Raw genomic sequence first — 17079 nt, forward strand, 5'->3', positions numbered from 1 at the left:
TAGGTTTTTGTATGAAAACCTCTGATAATTTGCTTTTTACTGCATTTTTATGCGCATTACAGTAGCGATAGAAAGCGCTCTCGTTTTCATCAGGTTGGCAAGGTCTCCTTCGAAGTTTTGATCAATAGCTTTATTGAATAAAGCAAGCCAGGTTTGAAAATGAATTTCTTCAAACTTCTTTTTGACATTAAGATCTAAATGGATTTGCAGTACATTTTTTTGATAGCGCCCTTTTCTAAACAACTGTTGTTCCCAAAAATCTGTAATTTCTGGTAAATGTTCTTCAAGATGTAGACGGGCAATTTTGGTAAAGAAATCTCCGATTATAGGATCAACAAGTGCTTCGGTATAGAAAGTTTGCATTATGTGCTCAATATCTTGTCTTGAAGAAATGTCTTTCATTATGTTTGTATTAAAAAAAAGAGGCAACTTTTTGTTGCCTCCTTTTACTATCTAAACTTTTAATTAAGCTTCTGCTTCCATATATTCTTCGATAGGAGTGCAGGTACAAATAAGGTTACGATCTCCGTATGCATCATCTACTCTTCGAACCGTTGGCCAGAATTTATTATCCGCAACATAAGATAGGGGATAAGCCGCTTGCTCTCTGGTATAGGGGAAATCCCATTGATCTGAAGTGAGCATTCTCATAGTGTGAGGCGCATTTTTCATCACATTGTTAGGATTGTCTTTACTGGCTTCAGCGATCTCTTGACGTATAGATATCATAGCATCGCAGAAACGATCTAGTTCTGCTTTACTTTCACTTTCTGTAGGCTCGATCATTATCGTTCCAGCTACAGGGAAGGATACTGTTGGAGCATGAAATCCATAATCCATCAATCGTTTTGCGATATCAGTAACTTCTATTCCATTTGCTTTAAAAGGCCTGCAGTCCACAATCATTTCGTGTGCAGCTCTTCCTCGCTCACCAGTGTATAATACATCATAATGTCCGTCTAAACGTTCCTTGATATAGTTGGCGTTCAGAATAGCATACTCTGTAGCTTCTTTTAATCCTTTGGCTCCAAGCATGGTAATGTATCCGTAAGAAATCAAACAAGCCAATGCAGAACCCCATGGAGCACTAGATATAGCCGTTATTGCTTCTTCTCCTCCCGTTGGGATAATAGGATTACTAGGAAGGAATGGTGCCAGTTGTTTTGCAACACAAATTGGACCTACTCCAGGGCCACCTCCTCCATGAGGAATAGCAAATGTTTTATGTAAATTAAGGTGACAAACATCGGCTCCAATAGCTCCAGGATTGGTTAGCCCTACCTGTGCATTCATATTGGCTCCATCCATATATACTTGTCCACCATTATCATGAATGATTTTGGTAATTTCTTTAATTGCTGATTCGTATACTCCATGAGTAGAAGGATACGTAACCATAAGTGCAGCTAAGTTGTCCTTATACTGAAGCGCTTTTTCTCTTAAATCATCAACATCGATATTTCCTTCTTCGGTAGCTTTGGTAACCACTACTTTCATTCCGGCCATTACAGCAGATGCAGGGTTTGTTCCATGAGCTGATGAAGGAATCAAACAAATGTTTCTGTGATGATCGTTACGAGATTCGTGATAGGCTCTTATCACCATTAGACCAGCAAACTCTCCTTGAGCACCAGAGTTAGGTTGCAACGAAGTAGCAGCAAAACCTGTGATCTCGTTAAGTTGATCTTCCAGCTTTTTAAGAACGATCTGATAACCTTCGGCCTGATTCAACGGAGCAAATGGGTGAATGTTCCCCCATTGCGGATTACTCAACGGCAACATTTCTGAAGCTGCGTTAAGTTTCATTGTACAAGAGCCTAGAGGAATCATAGAGTGATTCAAAGAAAGATCTTTACGCTCTAACTTTTTGATATAACGCATCAACTCGGTTTCAGAGTGGTACGTATTAAATACTTCATTGGTCAAAAACTCAGTATCTCTCTTAATAGTTACATCAAAACCAGTTGTAACATATTCATCTATAGCAATCGTTGCTGTACCTTTTGCTTTAGCAAAGATGGCAATGATGGTATTAATGTCTTTTGCTGTGGTAGCTTCGTTGATTGAAATTGAAACCGTATTCGCATCAGGATAATAAAAGTTTACTTCATGCTCCTCGGCGATTTGCTGAATTTCTTTTGCATCAGCAGCAATACGGATAGTATCAAAATAGGCAGTATTAAGCTGTTGATACCCTAATTTTTCTACTGCAACACTCAATTGAGTAGTTAGAGTGTTTACTTTGTTTGCAATATATGTTAATCCTTCTGGACCATGATACACCGCGTACATACCAGCCATAACAGCCAGGAGTACCTGGGCTGTGCAAATATTAGATGTGGCTTTATCGCGTTTGATATGTTGTTCTCTGGTTTGCAACGCCATTCTTAGCGCTCGGTTGCCATCGGTATCTTGAGTGACTCCGATGATACGTCCAGGGATGTTTCTTTTAAATTCTTCTTTTGTAGCAAAGTATGCTGCGTGTGGTCCTCCGTATCCTAAAGGAATACCGAAACGTTGTGTAGTTCCTACTACCACATCTGCACCGATACTTCCAGGAGATTTTAGCATTACCAGACTTAGAATATCAGCTGCAACTGCTACTTTTATTTCAGATTGATGTGCTTTTTCTATAAAGCCGGCATAATCATATACCTGTCCCGATTTACCAGGATATTGTAGAATAGCACCGTAAAAATCTTCAGAGAAATCAAATTGCTGGTGATCACCTATTACCAACTCGATACCTAATGGAATTGCTCGGGTCTTTAATAGGGAAAGCGTCTGAGGTAGAATTTCTTCGGAAACAAAAAACTTATTGGTTCCATTTTTTTTCTGGGCTCTAGAACGTACCGCAAAAAGCATTGTCATCGATTCTGCCGCCGCTGTACTCTCATCCAGCAGAGATGCATTAGCCAATTCCATACCTGTAAGATCACAGATCATGGTTTGGTAATTCAATAACGCTTCTAATCTTCCTTGAGCGATTTCGGCCTGATAAGGAGTATAAGCGGTGTACCATCCCGGATTTTCGAGAATATTACGCTGAATAACAGCTGGTAAACAAGCTTCGTGATATCCTAAACCGATATAGGATTTAAAAACTTTATTTTTTGAGGATAATTTCTGTATGTGAGCAGAATATTCCTGTTCACTCATCGCAGCATCCAGATTCAATGGATTTTTTAAAAGAATATCATCAGGAACAGTTTCATATACCAGTTGCTCCATCGAATCAGCTTTGATAGTGTTTAACATGCTGTCCAGATCCTTCTCTGAAGGGCCTATATGACGCAGTTTAAATGAGTCAGTTTTCATAGCTAAAAAAACAGTTGAGATTCAGACGGCAAAAGTACATATTTAATTGCTAAAAATTTCACAATTAATTAACTCGACCGTGCCAAGTTTTTAACCATTTTCGAGTGTTATTAACAGATTACCCTAAATTTACAGTGTGAAAACCTTAAAAAGCCTATTTCAATTTTATATAAACGGTAGTATTCATGTTGCATTAGCTATTTGTGCTTTGGTACAAATTACCTTTATAAAGCTCGGTGTTTCAGAACGCTATGCTTTTCTTCTTTTTAGTTTTTTTGGAGCTATAGCAGCCTACAATTTTGTGAAATACTCCAAGGTTTCCAAATTGTATCATAGACGATTAAATAAATCTATGAAGGGTATTCAGATACTTACCTGGGGGGCACTTTTGGTATTTTTATATCTCGCTTTTGATGTTTCTAGAGATACTTTATTGTATATGATTCCCTTTATTTTGTTGACAGTCCTTTATACGGTTCCAGTTTTTCCAAATAAAAAGAACTTGAGGAGCGTAGCGGGAATCAAAATTTTTATTATTGCTATCGTTTGGGCTGGGATTACAGTTTTGGTTCCTCTAACTTACGCCGAGGAGGCTGTAAGTTTTGATATGTCCATAGAAATGATACAGCGCTTTTTGTTTATCGTAGTGATGATGCTCCCTTTTGAGATAAGGGACTTGGCATACGATGATGAGAAGCTGGTAACCGTGCCTCAAAAAATTGGAATCACCAAGACTAAGGTATTCGGAAGTGCCTTGTTGGTGTTGTTTTTGTTATTAACTGCTGTTAAGGATGAGTTGTCTCCAATAGAAATCTTAAGTACCATTTTGGTGACTACCATTAGTTTATTGTTTCTTTGGGGGACCGATAAGAAACAATCAGAATATTACTGCTCTTTTTGGGTAGAAAGTGTTCCTGTAATGTGGTTACTTATTGTGCTAATACTAAAAGAACTATTTGCTTAACTCTTTTTCCAGAAGCTTTTTCATTTCTTCTTTTTGAGAAGAGCTTATAGTTTGTATTTCAGCTTTTTTCATTGTTTTGGTAAGCTTACCATTCCTTTTGGAATACGCTCTGGTTACCTTGCAATATATCAAACGTATGTTTAGTTTGATAACTTCCATGAACGAAGCCTCTCCATACTGATTTTTGTCACAGATATGTTTTGCTTCCTCACAGGATACAAATAGTCTATTTGATGTAGAAGTGCTCATTACAATTTTTGTTCTTTTTTTATTTTAGGGGGCGTTTGTTATATAAAATTTACATTCTTTCTGGGGGGAAAGAATCTTATTCACTCATTTTTTGTTTTAGTCGTTCTTTCATAGCATTCTTTACATTTTGTTCCATGCTAATTACTTTAGGGTCTTTGACCAGCTTACTTAATTTATTATTGTTTGCAGAATACTTTCTACAGGCTCTACAATATATAAGATGTAAACTCAGCCTTATTTTTTCCCATAAAGAGGCTTCTTTGTACTGATTTTTGTCACAAAAATGATTTGCGTCAGAACAGCTTACAAAAATTTTGTTTCCCTTTTTCATTTTACTTAAAACCAATCTTTTTCAAGGCATTCAGCCATGGCGGTACGAGCACGATGGATGATTACCCACAGGTTAGACGCGGTTATATCAAATTCATTACAAATGGCTTCTGTATCGAAACCCTGTATCGTTTTCATTTTGAAAATGGAAGCTTGCTTTTCAGGTAATTTTCCTAAGCAATTATGGATTGCCATCCCTAATTCTTCATTCTCAATATCACCTTCTGCATTTTTGTCAAAAGGATCAGCGACACGTTCTTCCAACCAATCACCTTCGGTTTCACTATCTCCGGTATAGTTTATTCTTACCTCTGCCTTACCTTTATTGCTATTAATCTTTCTATAATGATCAATAATTTTTCTTTTCAGTATCGATATCAGCCAGGTGCGCTCACTAGCTTCACCTTTGAAGTTTTTCATTGATTTCAGGCCTGCAAAAAAAGTCTCTTGAACCAAATCCTGCGCTATTTCCTTGTCATCAACTCTTACGATGGTGTAGTTAAACAGATAATCACTGTATTTATCAACCCATGTAGTGGGGTCTATGGCGTTTGTTGACATGATCGTATCTATTGTTGTATTCACCAAAAATAGGATAAAAAGTTGAATATTAATATATGCTTTAAAGAATGTGTATTAAGTAGTTGTTTTTATTTCAACCTTACAGTTTGTTTCTAAATAAAATTTTAGAGATTGATTGCGTTTTTTTAAGAACCTAGTTAGGTGTTTTTTTAATAAAAAATAATCGAAAATACGTCCTATTGGACCATAGGGAACATCATATTCTACAATGTCGGTCATAAGAGTACCATTTGTTACTTCTTTAAAAATGTGTAGATGTTTAAAATGTATAAACTTTCCCTGCACCATTTCATCTGTAAATGAATATGGATAATTGAATTGAGAAATGGCACTTTGATGATGTATATAAAATCCAAAATGTTTTCCACGCCAGGTTACGGTTTCATTCAATTGTATTAATCCAGAAGTCCTTCCTGCGATAGCTTTTTCATTTGTTTGTTTTGCTGAAAGCATGTGAAAATCAATATTTCTCGACAGATCAAAAACCTGGTTGATGGGCGAATGGATCAAAGTTTTGAATTGTAGTTTGGTCATCTTGTCACTTTTCTGCAGTTATGATATAATATCCGAATGATTTAAAATGTAATCCGGACAGTAAGGCAAACAAAGAGCCTTTTAAATTTTTAATGCTTTGTGGTTTTAAGGATTGTTTTTTAAAAAGTTTTTTTAACATAAAACCAATTATGGCAAACGGCACATGCAAAACAGAAGGTGCTACTCGATGGGAGACGTTGTTAATTGTTATTTTAGAGAACCCCAATTCTTTCAAACGGTTTTGTACTTGTTGAATACTCCCCAACCCTTGTAGACTCCATCCTTGGCATAGTTGTTCGTAGCAATAATTACTTCCTACACATAACTGAGCTTCTTCTTTTTTAAGAAAAGCATCTGCTATTACTAATCTAGCACCTGGTTTTAGTATACGATGAGCTTCTTTTAATGCAAGGTAGTTATGTCCAGAATGACATAAGCTTTCTATAGCATAAGCAGCATCTACAGAATTGTTTTTGAAGGATGTATTATGATAGTTTTCTTCTAGAATAAGTCCGTTCATATTTGTTAATCGCTTGTTTCCCTCTCTAACCTGAAAAGGGGATAGAGTGATCCCTATGATACGTAGCAGGGGGTGTTTGCGAAGCCCATATCGCATAGTACCGCCTATACCACATCCTAAATCAACTACCAAAGAATTGCGTTTAGGAGCTTGCAATCGATCAAATACCTGATGGTTCATTTCATTAAGCATGGTGTCTCTTTTAAACAGGCTAGTTTTGAATGGAATATAATATCCAAAGTGCATATTGAAATCTTTACTCCAGAATTCATAATCTTCAGTTGCTTCATCATAAAAAGTGGTGATATTCTGCTTTGAAGCTGATCGTTTTTGTCTTAGTCTTTCTGTAATGGAAATGGTGCTCATCGTTTTTATATTTTAGTTTGACATCATGAAATACTCGCTGTTATTTGATCATAGTGGCAGCTCTGTTCGATCTTTTTCTTCCTCTGAAGAATAGAAACAAATTGATGAATAACATAAAGCCCAGATATATAGAAAATCCACCTATCTTAAAGCTCAATACTTCTACAAGGTTTTGATAAGAGTTTTGAAAATGGTAAGCATCAATTTTTAGAATTAATAATGCCCACCCTATGTTTAGAAGATAGAAACCTACTTCAAATAGTTTGTTGGTTGCAAGAGCGATTTCTTCTTTGCCGTTGAAAATATCAATCATAAATATTTTTCCATTTTTAAAAAGTGTTCTGGAGACATAATAAGTTAAAGAGATCGCAATGGGTAAATAAATAAGGTATCCAATAAAAATTTTTGTTTTTTCCATGATCAAATAGTTTTAGTGTTATTGATGTTTTTAATAAATTTTGAAATCCAGAATACATTGAAATAATGTAGTATGGCTAATGTGAGAATGATTTTAGCAGTTTGATAAGAAACTGTTTCAATTAAATCGATATAGGTGGTTATTTCGTTCCATTTGGACAATGTAATTATTGCATATCCCATGTTTAATAGGTAATAGCCGGTTAATAGTATATTGTTAATTCTCAAACAAAATTCTTTATCATTAGGAATTAGATGTATTACAAAGGTTTTACCGTTTGTGTAACATATTGAACCTACTTTAATAATGATAATTATCGTTATTAAAAGATATATGAGATATGAAATCAGATTTAAGTTCATTACGTTTTACTTATGGAATAAGTGAGGAAAACAGAGTTTTTTCTATTCAACTTTGGATAACAATCAAGAATTGAAATACCCTATGCAGTTATGAATGAGTAATAGTGTATTGACAATGGCAAATAGAACAAAAAGACAATTCATAAAATAACTCCCTATTTTAAAGATCGTTTTCTGAGGAATGTCATACATAGGGTAGTAAGCAACCTGAGTAGCTACTTTTCCTATCCAGTAGGCTGCAATAAGTCCGGTTAGGGCTATTGCAAGTACAGATTGTTCTTTAAGATGCGTTGTTAGCAATATAGCAATCAACCCAAAAGAAAAGTTTAGTCCTTGAATGTATCTGCCATAGGTCTTTGCGATTTCTTGATTTAGGGGTTTTAGTTGTTTCACATCGTTGTACCAATCAAACACCTGATGACGGATGTATGGGTAGATTAACGCTGTGAATATTTGACCAGCTCCTGCTACGATAATGATCCAGTTTGGGATATATGCTTCCATGTTTTGTTAATTTTAAACTTTCAAAAAATATTGAAATTTATATTGAAAAATAAAAGGAGATCTATCCTCCTTTACTTGAGATGCCTTATTGTTTTATTTAACCAATTTTACCAATGCTTTTGTTATCCAGTTGTTTCCTTGGCCCACCACCTTGTTCATCATGATATCTAGCGTCTCTGCCATTTCGTGTAATGCTTTGGTTTGCTTAATCAACTCTTTAGTTTTATCGGTACCATCATCCTTTATGTTCGAAACATCATTCAAAATCTTGATCGTCGGTTGTAGCTCTCTTCGACTTCTTTCTTTAGCAATTTGTCGTGCCAATTCCTGAACGTCTTTTTCTGAGGTGAAGAACTCTTTGCGTTCTCCAATTTTGTTTTCCTTAAAAACGATTCCCCAGTCCATCAATTGACGAAGATTCATACTGGTGTTTCCTCTAGAGATATGCAGCTCTTCCATGATGTCTTCCATAGAAAGTGGCTCTGGAGAAATTAATAACAATGCATGGATCTGTGCCATAGCTTTGTTGATGCCCCATAAGGTTCCCAGTGAACCCCAGGTCGAAATAAATTTACTTTTTGCGTCATCGTATTTCATAGTACAAATATACAAAAAATATCAAACTTTCAAAAAATATTGAAAGTTTAATATTGTGAAAGCTTCTTTCAAGATTTTTTCTAGGTGAATACAGTTATTATTTTGCGGCTCCCCCGTTTTTGTTAAATACTGATTTTGTGTAAGTTATACTACTAACACAAACTCGTATTTATAATGAAAAAATTAAATTTAATTATTTCAGCAGTATTGCTATGCTTACTCTTTTCGTATAGCCATGCACAACAAACCAATGACATGTTTTTTGCTACCATGCAAACTAATGATGCGAAAGAACTATTATTGAATCATCCAAATGACATTCAAATTCTGAAATCTGCCAATGGCTACAGCGCTGTAAAACTCAGTGATAAAGCCGCAGAAGAGTTACATCACAAAGTATTGGTGCATGGTCCTGGATTTGTTTATGAAAGCTCGGCCAAAAAAGCCATCGCGGCAATTGGGGCTATCTCCAAAATGTCGAATACCGTGCAGCAAAAAATGAGTTATGCTATTACTCAAGATGCTTTGGTAAGGCAAAGTCTGGATTTAGTGAACAACCTTAATATTGCTGATCAAATTCAGGAGTGGGAAAATTATGGTACACGTTATCATACCACTAACACTGCGCGACAAGCTATTTTGGATCTAAAAACTAAATGGGAAAGTATTGTAGGTGGACGTAGTGATGTTTCAATAAGAGTAGTAGAACACACTAGTACCGCAATGCCATCGTTGGTGATGACCATTACCGGTTCAGAAAAACCGGATGAATTCGTTGTGCTAGGAGGACATGCAGATTCTACTGCAGGTGGCAACAATACAAATGCACCAGGAGCAGATGATAATGCCTCTGGGATCGCAACTATTACCGAAGCAGCGCGTGTATTGTTTTCAATGAATTTTACACCTAAAAGAACCATCGAATTTATGGCATTTGCCGCAGAAGAGGTTGGACTAAGAGGGTCCAGAGAGATTGCCGAAGACTACCGAAGTCGTAATGTTAATGTGGTGAGTTATATGCAGCTGGATATGACCAACTACAAAGGATCTACAAATGATGCTTTTATTTCTACTGATTCTTATAATGATGATACCTTAAATAATTTTATGATCAGTTTATTGAATCATTATAATGCTTCAGGTACTCATAGAATCACTTACGGTACTTCTCAATGTAATTATGGCTGTTCAGATCATTATAGCTGGGCACAAGAAGGATACCCCGTTACCTTTCCTTTTGAGGCAAGATTTGGAGAACACAATCCCCATATTCATACAACAAGAGATACCTTTGATCGATCGCCTACTCCAAATGCAACACATGCGGCCAAATTTGCTAAGCTGGCTCTGGAATATTTAATAGAAATTTCCAACGGAGTGTCTGGAGGGCCAGGAGGTGGAGATACATGTGCTACCAGTATTACCACTTATCCGTATCAACAGGGTTTTGAAAGTAATGTAGGAAGTTGGACCCAATCTACTAGTGATGATTTGAATTGGACAGTAGATAGCAATGGAACACCCTCTAATGGAACAGGACCAAGCAATGCCGCTGAAGGTTCTTCTTACATTTATGTAGAAGCTTCTGGAAATGGAACAGGCTTTCCAAATAAGCGGGCTATTCTTACATCCCCTTGTTTTGATTTGGCTGGTTTGTCTTCGGCAACTTTTAGTTTCAAATACCATATGCAAGGAAGTGCTATAGGAAACCTTGCAGTAGAAGTAAGTGCAGATAATGGTACATCATGGACAAGTGTATTTGCTCAATCGGGAGATCAGGGGAGTGCTTGGAATGATGCTTCTGTTGATCTTGCTTCTTATATCGAGTCAACGATACAGTTGAGATTCAATACCGTTACAGGAAATAGTTGGCAAGGAGACGTTGCGGTAGATGATGTAAAATTAACTGAGTCCGGTGTTGACCCAGGTCCTGGTAACTGTACGGCTTTAAATTTTAATGATTTTACGGTTTCCTCATTCTCTAATCAGGACAACGCAGGTGATTTTTCTGTCGTTAATGGCGGATCAGGGTTGTCTTTACAAAATAACACCTGGAAATCTATAGCATATGATTATGTGGTAACCGCATCGACAGTTATCGAATTTGAGTTTAGCAGCACTAGTCAAGGAGAAATTCATGGAATCGGTTTTGAAGATGATAACAGTTTGACCTCTTCTAGATATTTTAAAGTGCATGGGTCACAAAATTACGGAGTGACTAATTATGACAATTACTCCAACGGTACTACAACATATACCATTCCTGTAGGGACTTTTTATACAGGAACTATGAATCGTTTGGTATTTGTTAATGATAATGATGCCGGAAGTGGCAATACTTCTGTGTTTTCTAATGTAAAAGTATATGAAGGTTCTTGTTCTGGTTCTTTAAAAGAAAGAATAGACTTTGGAGATATTACTCCAGTTTTGGGAACAGAAGGCGAGGGAATTTTGGCAGCAGTAAAAATTACTCCAAATCCAACTACGGATAGCTTTACCATCAATATGCCTGCGAAAATTTCAACTGCCGTTCATGCTTCGATACATACGCTATTAGGCAGAGAGATCAAGCATATGGAGTTGACTTCTGGCACCAATACAATTTCTGCTAAACAATTATCTCTACAGGCGGGAGTGTATTTGATCACTCTTGAAACTAAAGGAGAGGATTCTTTGACACAAAAAATAGTAATTCAATAAGGAACAGGTCATAAAAAAAGGTGCTTCAATATTTTTTGAAGCACCTTTTCTATATGGTGTAATTATTTTATTAATCCTGCTCTCTTTAACAAAGCTTCAGATTTAGGTTCTTGTCCACGAAAACGTTTATATAACTCCATTGGGTTTTCGGTTCCTCCTTTTGATAAGACATGGTCCTTGAAGCGCGTAGCAATTTCTTTGTTAAAGATTCCGTTTTCCTTAAAATATTCAAACGCATCCGCGTCCAGTACTTCTGCCCATTTATAGGAGTAGTAACCTGCAGAGTATCCCCCTTGAAAAATATGTGAGAATGCCGTGCTCATACAATTCTCTGCTACATCTGGATACATTGATGTTTCGGCAAATACTTTTTTCTCATGTGCTTTTACATCGGTAATTTCACTTGGATCCTGAGCGTGCCAAGACATATCTAGTAGTCCAAAACTTAATTGTCGAAGAGTTGCCATACCTTCCATAAAGGTTGCAGATTCTTTGATTTTCTGTACCAACTCCATTGGGATTACTTCTCCTGTTTCGTAATGCTTTGCAAACAACTCCAGAGTTTCTTTTTCGTAGCACCAGTTTTCTAGAATTTGGCTTGGTAACTCAACAAAATCCCAAAATACGCTAGTTCCCGAAAGACTGGGGTAGGTAGTATTGGCCAGCATACCATGCAGTGCATGACCAAATTCATGAAATAAAGTGGTTACTTCATTAAACGTTAGTAATGAAGGTTTACTAGGTGTGGGTTTGGTAAAATTACATACTATTGAAACATGTGGTCGTATATTCTTTTGTTCCTCTCTCATCTGGGACTTGTATGAGGTCATCCAAGCCCCATTTCGCTTACCAGGTCTTGGATGAAAATCTGCATAAAACAGCGAGATAAAATTGCCATCAAGATCAAATACTTCATATGTTTTCACTTCTTCATGATAACTGTCTATGGTATTTACTTCTTTAAAGCGAAGTCCAAATAGTTTAGAGGCAACCTCAAAAACTCCATCGATTACATTTTCAAGTTTGAAATAAGGCTTTAGCTTTTCGTCATTGAGGTCAAAAAGTTGTTGCTTTAGCTTTTCTGAATAATACGCTCCGTCCCATTTTTGTAAAGTATCTATGCCGTCCAAGTTTTTTGCAAAATTGGATAGTTGTTGAAATTCTCGTTCTGCGGCAGGTTTTGCTTTTTTCAGAATATCATTAAGAAAAGCAAATACCTTCTTTGGGGTTTCGGCCATTCTTTCTTCTAGTACAAAATGAGCATGAGAATCATACCCTAATAATTGTGCCCTTTGATGTCTTAGATTTGTAATTTGTAAAACAATATCTTGATTGTCTAAGTCATCATTTTTAAAACTTTTTGATCCAAAAGCTAAAGAAAGCTTTTTGCGAAGAGCTCTGTTATCAGCATATGTCATAAAAGGAACATAACTGGGATAATCTAGAGTAAACAACCAGCCTTTCTTGTCTTTTGCTTCGGCCATTGCTTTTGCAGCTTCTTTGGCACCTTCTGGGAGTCCTGATAATTCAGCTTCGTCCGTAATAAGCATTTCAAACCTATTGGTTTCTGCTAGAACATTCTCTCCAAATTTCAAGCTTAATTTAGAAAGTTTCATGTCAATATCTCGTAATTGTTCTTTTTTATTTTCGGGAAGATTGGCTCCATTTCTAGAAAATGATTTGTATTTCTTTTTGAGCAATGTTTGCTGTTCTGAATTTAAATCAAGACTGTCTTTTTGTTGATATATAACCTCTATTTTTTTGAATAACTTTTCATTCAACGAAATGTCGTTCTTAAATTCAGATAGCAATGGGGAGGATTCCTGGGCTATTTTTTGAATTTCTTCATTAGTCTCAGCGCTATTTAGGTTAAAAAATACACTGGTTACTCTATCCAAAAGCTGACCACTGTAATCCAAAGCTTCTATCGTATTGTTAAAGGTGGGGGCGTCTTCATTATCAACAATAGCATCAATTTCTTTACGGGCTTTTGCGATTCCATTCTTTATTGCAGGAAGAAAATGTTCAGGTTTTATTTTTGAAAAAGGTGCCTGATCAAAATATTCTAGTAACGGATTATTCATTATTTATAGTAATTTCTTGTTGTACATTTTTATCAAGTTCGTTCATCGAAAAATAGTGTATTTTGTCGATAAATGAAGGATTGATTTCATCAATTTTGGCTTTCACTAATCTTTATTCACCTAGTTTTGAATTAGGTTTATTAGTGATGGTCTTGTAATGAGAATAGCTACATTATTGTATCAGGGGTATGGATGTTAATAATTATTTTTCATTACGTAGACCAAATATATTGAAAGAGCTGCAATTTTTTGCAGCTCTTTTTATTTTATTAATGTGATTTTTACTTGTAAAAAGTAAAAAATCTGTATGCTTTTTCGATCAAATTAAATTTTAAAGACGTCTTTATATGAGTTTTGTCGATAAAATACGTGTTTTATCGAAAATTGTTAATAAGTTTTTATTACTTTTATTGTGTAATCAAAGTAAGGTTTTACCTTTGTACTAGGTTTTAAGAGTATGGTCTTACGATGAATTTTTTTGTGTAATATATTTAAGTTGGTTAATAAATATTGTTATATTCCTTTGTAAGACCTAATATTTAAAAGAGTCACTGAAAAGTGACTCTTTTTTTATGCGTAAAAAATGGGTGTAAATTTTACTTCTTTATATCCTTAGCTCCTTGGATAACTTTTTGCTTTAATCCCTCTTTGTAGACTACTATTTTGTCTAACACACATTTATCCTGTGCGCCAATGATTTGTGCAGCCAGAATCCCTGCATTGAGTGCCCCGTCTAGAGCTACAGTTGCAACAGGAACTCCTCCCGGCATTTGAAGAATGGATAACACAGAATCCCAACCATCAATAGAATTTCTTGATTTAACGGGAACTCCTATTACAGGAAGAGGAGAAAGAGAAGCCACCATGCCCGGTAGATGTGCAGCTCCACCAGCACCTGCAATAATAACATTGATACCTCTGGTATGAGCATTTTGAGCATAATCAAATAGTTTTTCTGGTGTGCGATGCGCGGAAACGATATCAACTTCGACTTCAATATCAAAACCTTTTAATACTTCTATAGCTTTTTCCATGACCGGCATGTCACTTGTACTGCCCATGATAATTCCTACCTTGCTCATTGGTTAATTCTGTTTGGTATTATTAATAAAAATGCTTCTTAAAATTTATTTGCTAATCACCTTGATGGTGTTTTTTACTTTTTCGGCAATTTCTCTTGCTTCATTAATATCTTCATGAATAATAGTCACGTGTCCCATTTTTCTAAACGGTCTTGTTTGTTGCTTACCATAGATATGAGGAGTAACACCTCTCATCTGCATTATTTTTTCGATGTTTTCATACTCGACGTCACCAGCGTAGCCTTCGGCACCTACCAAATTAACCATAATTCCGCCAACAATACTTTCTGTGGCTCCTAGAGGTAAATCTAGAATTGCTCTGATATGTTGTTCAAATTGATTGGTGTAACTTGCTTCGATGCTATAATGACCACTATTATGGGGTCTTGGCGCTACTTCGTTGACTAGAATTTCATCTTCCTGGGTTTGAAACATTTCTACTGCCAAAATCCCTACATGTTCAAAAGATTCAGAGACTTTTTGAGCTACAGTTATGGCTTTTTGAGCCACTTTATCATCAATTCGAGCGGGACAAATCACATATTCTACTTGATTTGCTTCGGGATGAAATTCCATTTCTACCACCGGATAGGTTTTAATCTCTCCACTCGGGTTACGTACTACAATAACAGCCAATTCATTTTTGAAATTAACCATTTCTTCTGCAATACATTCTACATCGGGTAATTTTGCTAGATCTGCACCTGTCTTTATAATAGATACTCCTTTACCATCATACCCTCCTTGCGTACTTTTCCATACAAAAGGAAGTCTGATTTTATTATTGGTAATCCCCTCTGCCAAATGGGCCTTATTAGAGAATACTACAAAAGGAGCAGTAGGAATATTATGTTTTTGATAGAATAACTTTTGTCGTCCTTTGTTTTGAATGCTTTCCAGAGTTTTTGCACTTGGGTATACCTTTTTTCCTTCTTTCTCTAATTGTGCAAGAGCCTTAATATTTACGGTTTCAATTTCGAAAGTAAGTATGTCTACCTTTTTTCCAAAATTGTATACCGTGTCGTAGTCCATTAGACTACCCTGTTGAAAGTGATCACAACCCACTTTGCAAGGTGCCTCTGGATTAGGGTCAAGAACAAATGTCTTGATGTCATATTTTCTGGTTTCGTACAACATCATCTTTCCTAATTGTCCTCCTCCCAGAATTCCGAGCTTAAATTTTGACGAAAAAAAGTTTGTCATTATTGGGGTATTTTTTGGCTTAAAAACGCAAAAATAATTTTTTCAGAAGGATTTACCATAATTATAGCGGTTAAATAGTGTAGTCAAAGTGTATTTATCATTATCTTTGCCGCTTTAATAAAAAAAGGAAGATCACCGAAACCTAAAAAGATAGCATGATTACGTTGCACGATCTACAATTCGTTCCATTTATTGCTGAAGATCAAATTACTACGGCAATAGATAAGCTATCTGAAGACCTTAATCAAGACTTTGAAGGCAAAACTCCATTGTTTATTGGGGTGCTTAACGGAGCATTCATGTTCTTTTCTGAAGTGCTCAAAAGATATAAAGGTGATTGCGAAGTTAGTTTTGTAAAACTGGCTTCTTATCAAGGTACGCAAACTACAAACAAGGTACAGGAACTCATAGGATTAGATGAAGATGTGTCTGATAGAACAGTAGTGATTCTAGAAGATATAGTAGATACAGGAAATACCATAGAAGTTCTTATACAAATGTTGAAGGATAAGGGCTGTAAAACGGTTAAGATTGCTACCCTGTTTTTTAAAGAAGAAGTATATACCAAAGAGATTACCATCGATTATGTTGGGATCGCAATCCCAAATAGGTTTATTGTGGGATATGGTCTGGATTATAATGGATTAGGCCGTAATCTTACAGATGTTTACCAATTAAAAATGAATAAAATGACAAATTTAGTGCTATTCGGTCCTCCGGGAGCAGGAAAAGGAACCCAAGCAGAAGTTTTGAAAGAAAAATACAACCTGGTGCATATTTCTACCGGAGATGTATTTCGATACAATATCAAAAATGCAACCGAATTAGGTACACTGGCTAAATCATACATCGATAAAGGACAATTGGTTCCTGATGAAGTTACCATTAATATGCTGAATGCTGAGGTAGAAAAAAATCCTGAAGCTAATGGTTTTATTTTCGACGGTTTTCCAAGAACCGAAGCACAAGCAGATTCGTTGGCTACCCTATTAGAGGATAAAGGGTCAGAAGTAAGTGCCATGATTGCTCTAGAAGTAGATGATGAGGTATTGGTAAATCGATTGCTGGAAAGAGGAAAAACTTCTGGAAGAGCGGATGATGCTGATGAAAGTGTAATTAGAAACCGTATCAAAGTATATTACGACGAGACTGCAATCCTGAAAAACTACTATCAGAAACAAAGTAAATACTTTGGTGTGGATGGAGTTGGAGCTATCGAAGAAATTACGGATAGACTAAGCAAGACTATAGATAACTTATCCTAGT

16 protein-coding genes are annotated in these 17079 nt (G+C 36.0%); 3 read left to right on the plus strand and 13 right to left on the minus strand.

Annotated features, from left to right (window positions below; genetic code table 11):
• Positions 1–36 precede the first annotated feature (36 nt).
• Together BUE24_RS13890 and gcvP are read right to left on the minus strand one after the other, a co-directional pair.
• A complete protein-coding gene (locus tag BUE24_RS13890; RefSeq protein WP_073316740.1) occupies positions 37–402 on the minus strand; it encodes a group III truncated hemoglobin in 366 nt (121 codons plus the stop codon).
• 63 nt (positions 403–465) lie between these two features.
• Positions 466–3318: an aminomethyl-transferring glycine dehydrogenase gene (gene gcvP / locus BUE24_RS13895; RefSeq protein ID WP_073316742.1), complete on the minus strand. Its 2853-nt coding sequence runs from the start codon at positions 3316–3318 to the stop codon at positions 466–468.
• 136 nt (positions 3319–3454) lie between these two features.
• Here gcvP and BUE24_RS13900 point away from each other — a divergent pair, with 136 nt between their 5' ends.
• Positions 3455–4282, plus strand: a complete 828-nt coding sequence (locus BUE24_RS13900; protein ID WP_073316743.1) for a UbiA prenyltransferase family protein — start codon at positions 3455–3457, stop codon at positions 4280–4282.
• On the opposite strand, the gene BUE24_RS13905 is transcribed toward BUE24_RS13900, so the two are convergent.
• The 8 genes from BUE24_RS13905 to BUE24_RS13945 all read right to left on the minus strand — a co-directional run bounded on the left by BUE24_RS13905 (position 4271) and on the right by BUE24_RS13945 (position 8744).
• Positions 4271–4531 (minus strand): hypothetical protein, encoded by a 261-nt coding sequence (locus tag BUE24_RS13905; RefSeq protein ID WP_073316745.1) that lies wholly within the window; start codon positions 4529–4531, stop codon positions 4271–4273. The genes BUE24_RS13900 and BUE24_RS13905 overlap by 12 nt on opposite strands.
• 76 nt (positions 4532–4607) lie before the next feature.
• Positions 4608–4862, minus strand: a complete 255-nt coding sequence (locus BUE24_RS13910; protein ID WP_073316747.1) for a hypothetical protein — start codon at positions 4860–4862, stop codon at positions 4608–4610.
• 5 nt (positions 4863–4867) lie between these two features.
• Complete coding sequence (locus BUE24_RS13915) at positions 4868–5422, minus strand: sigma-70 family RNA polymerase sigma factor (protein ID WP_073316749.1); 555 nt, start codon at positions 5420–5422, stop codon at positions 4868–4870.
• 75 nt (positions 5423–5497) lie between these two features.
• Positions 5498–5896, minus strand: a complete 399-nt coding sequence (locus BUE24_RS13920) for an SRPBCC family protein (protein ID WP_244548154.1) — start codon at positions 5894–5896, stop codon at positions 5498–5500.
• Between the two features lie 85 nt (positions 5897–5981).
• Positions 5982–6863, minus strand: a complete 882-nt coding sequence (locus tag BUE24_RS13925) for a methyltransferase domain-containing protein (protein WP_073316752.1) — start codon at positions 6861–6863, stop codon at positions 5982–5984.
• A gap of 40 nt (positions 6864–6903) precedes the next feature.
• The gene (locus tag BUE24_RS13930) at positions 6904–7281 is read right to left on the minus strand and encodes a hypothetical protein (RefSeq protein ID WP_073316754.1); all 378 of its coding nucleotides are present in this window, start codon (positions 7279–7281) and stop codon (positions 6904–6906) included.
• 425 nt (positions 7282–7706) lie between these two features.
• Positions 7707–8147 (minus strand): hypothetical protein, encoded by a 441-nt coding sequence (locus tag BUE24_RS13940; RefSeq protein ID WP_073316758.1) that lies wholly within the window; start codon positions 8145–8147, stop codon positions 7707–7709.
• Between the two features lie 93 nt (positions 8148–8240).
• Positions 8241–8744: a GbsR/MarR family transcriptional regulator gene (locus BUE24_RS13945; RefSeq protein ID WP_073316760.1), complete on the minus strand. Its 504-nt coding sequence runs from the start codon at positions 8742–8744 to the stop codon at positions 8241–8243.
• 174 nt (positions 8745–8918) lie between these two features.
• Here BUE24_RS13945 and BUE24_RS13950 point away from each other — a divergent pair, with 174 nt between their 5' ends.
• Positions 8919–11444, plus strand: coding sequence for a M20/M25/M40 family metallo-hydrolase (locus tag BUE24_RS13950; protein WP_073316762.1), 2526 nt, complete (start codon positions 8919–8921; stop codon positions 11442–11444).
• A 62-nt stretch (positions 11445–11506) separates the two neighbouring features.
• On the opposite strand, the gene BUE24_RS13955 is transcribed toward BUE24_RS13950, so the two are convergent.
• The 3 genes from BUE24_RS13955 to BUE24_RS13965 form a co-directional block, all read right to left on the minus strand.
• Positions 11507–13528, minus strand: a complete 2022-nt coding sequence (locus tag BUE24_RS13955) for a M3 family metallopeptidase (protein WP_073316764.1) — start codon at positions 13526–13528, stop codon at positions 11507–11509.
• 596 nt (positions 13529–14124) lie between these two features.
• Positions 14125–14610, minus strand: a complete 486-nt coding sequence (gene purE / locus BUE24_RS13960; RefSeq protein WP_073316766.1) for a 5-(carboxyamino)imidazole ribonucleotide mutase — start codon at positions 14608–14610, stop codon at positions 14125–14127.
• A gap of 45 nt (positions 14611–14655) precedes the next feature.
• The gene (locus BUE24_RS13965; protein WP_073316768.1) at positions 14656–15813 is read right to left on the minus strand and encodes a 5-(carboxyamino)imidazole ribonucleotide synthase; all 1158 of its coding nucleotides are present in this window, start codon (positions 15811–15813) and stop codon (positions 14656–14658) included.
• 155 nt (positions 15814–15968) lie between these two features.
• Here BUE24_RS13965 and BUE24_RS13970 point away from each other — a divergent pair, with 155 nt between their 5' ends.
• Positions 15969–17078, plus strand: coding sequence for an adenylate kinase (locus BUE24_RS13970; protein ID WP_073316770.1), 1110 nt, complete (start codon positions 15969–15971; stop codon positions 17076–17078).
• Position 17079 lies beyond the last annotated feature (1 nt).

Origin of the sequence: Aquimarina spongiae, from assembly GCF_900141785.1 — a bacterium.
Taxonomy (GTDB): domain Bacteria; phylum Bacteroidota; class Bacteroidia; order Flavobacteriales; family Flavobacteriaceae; genus Aquimarina; species Aquimarina spongiae.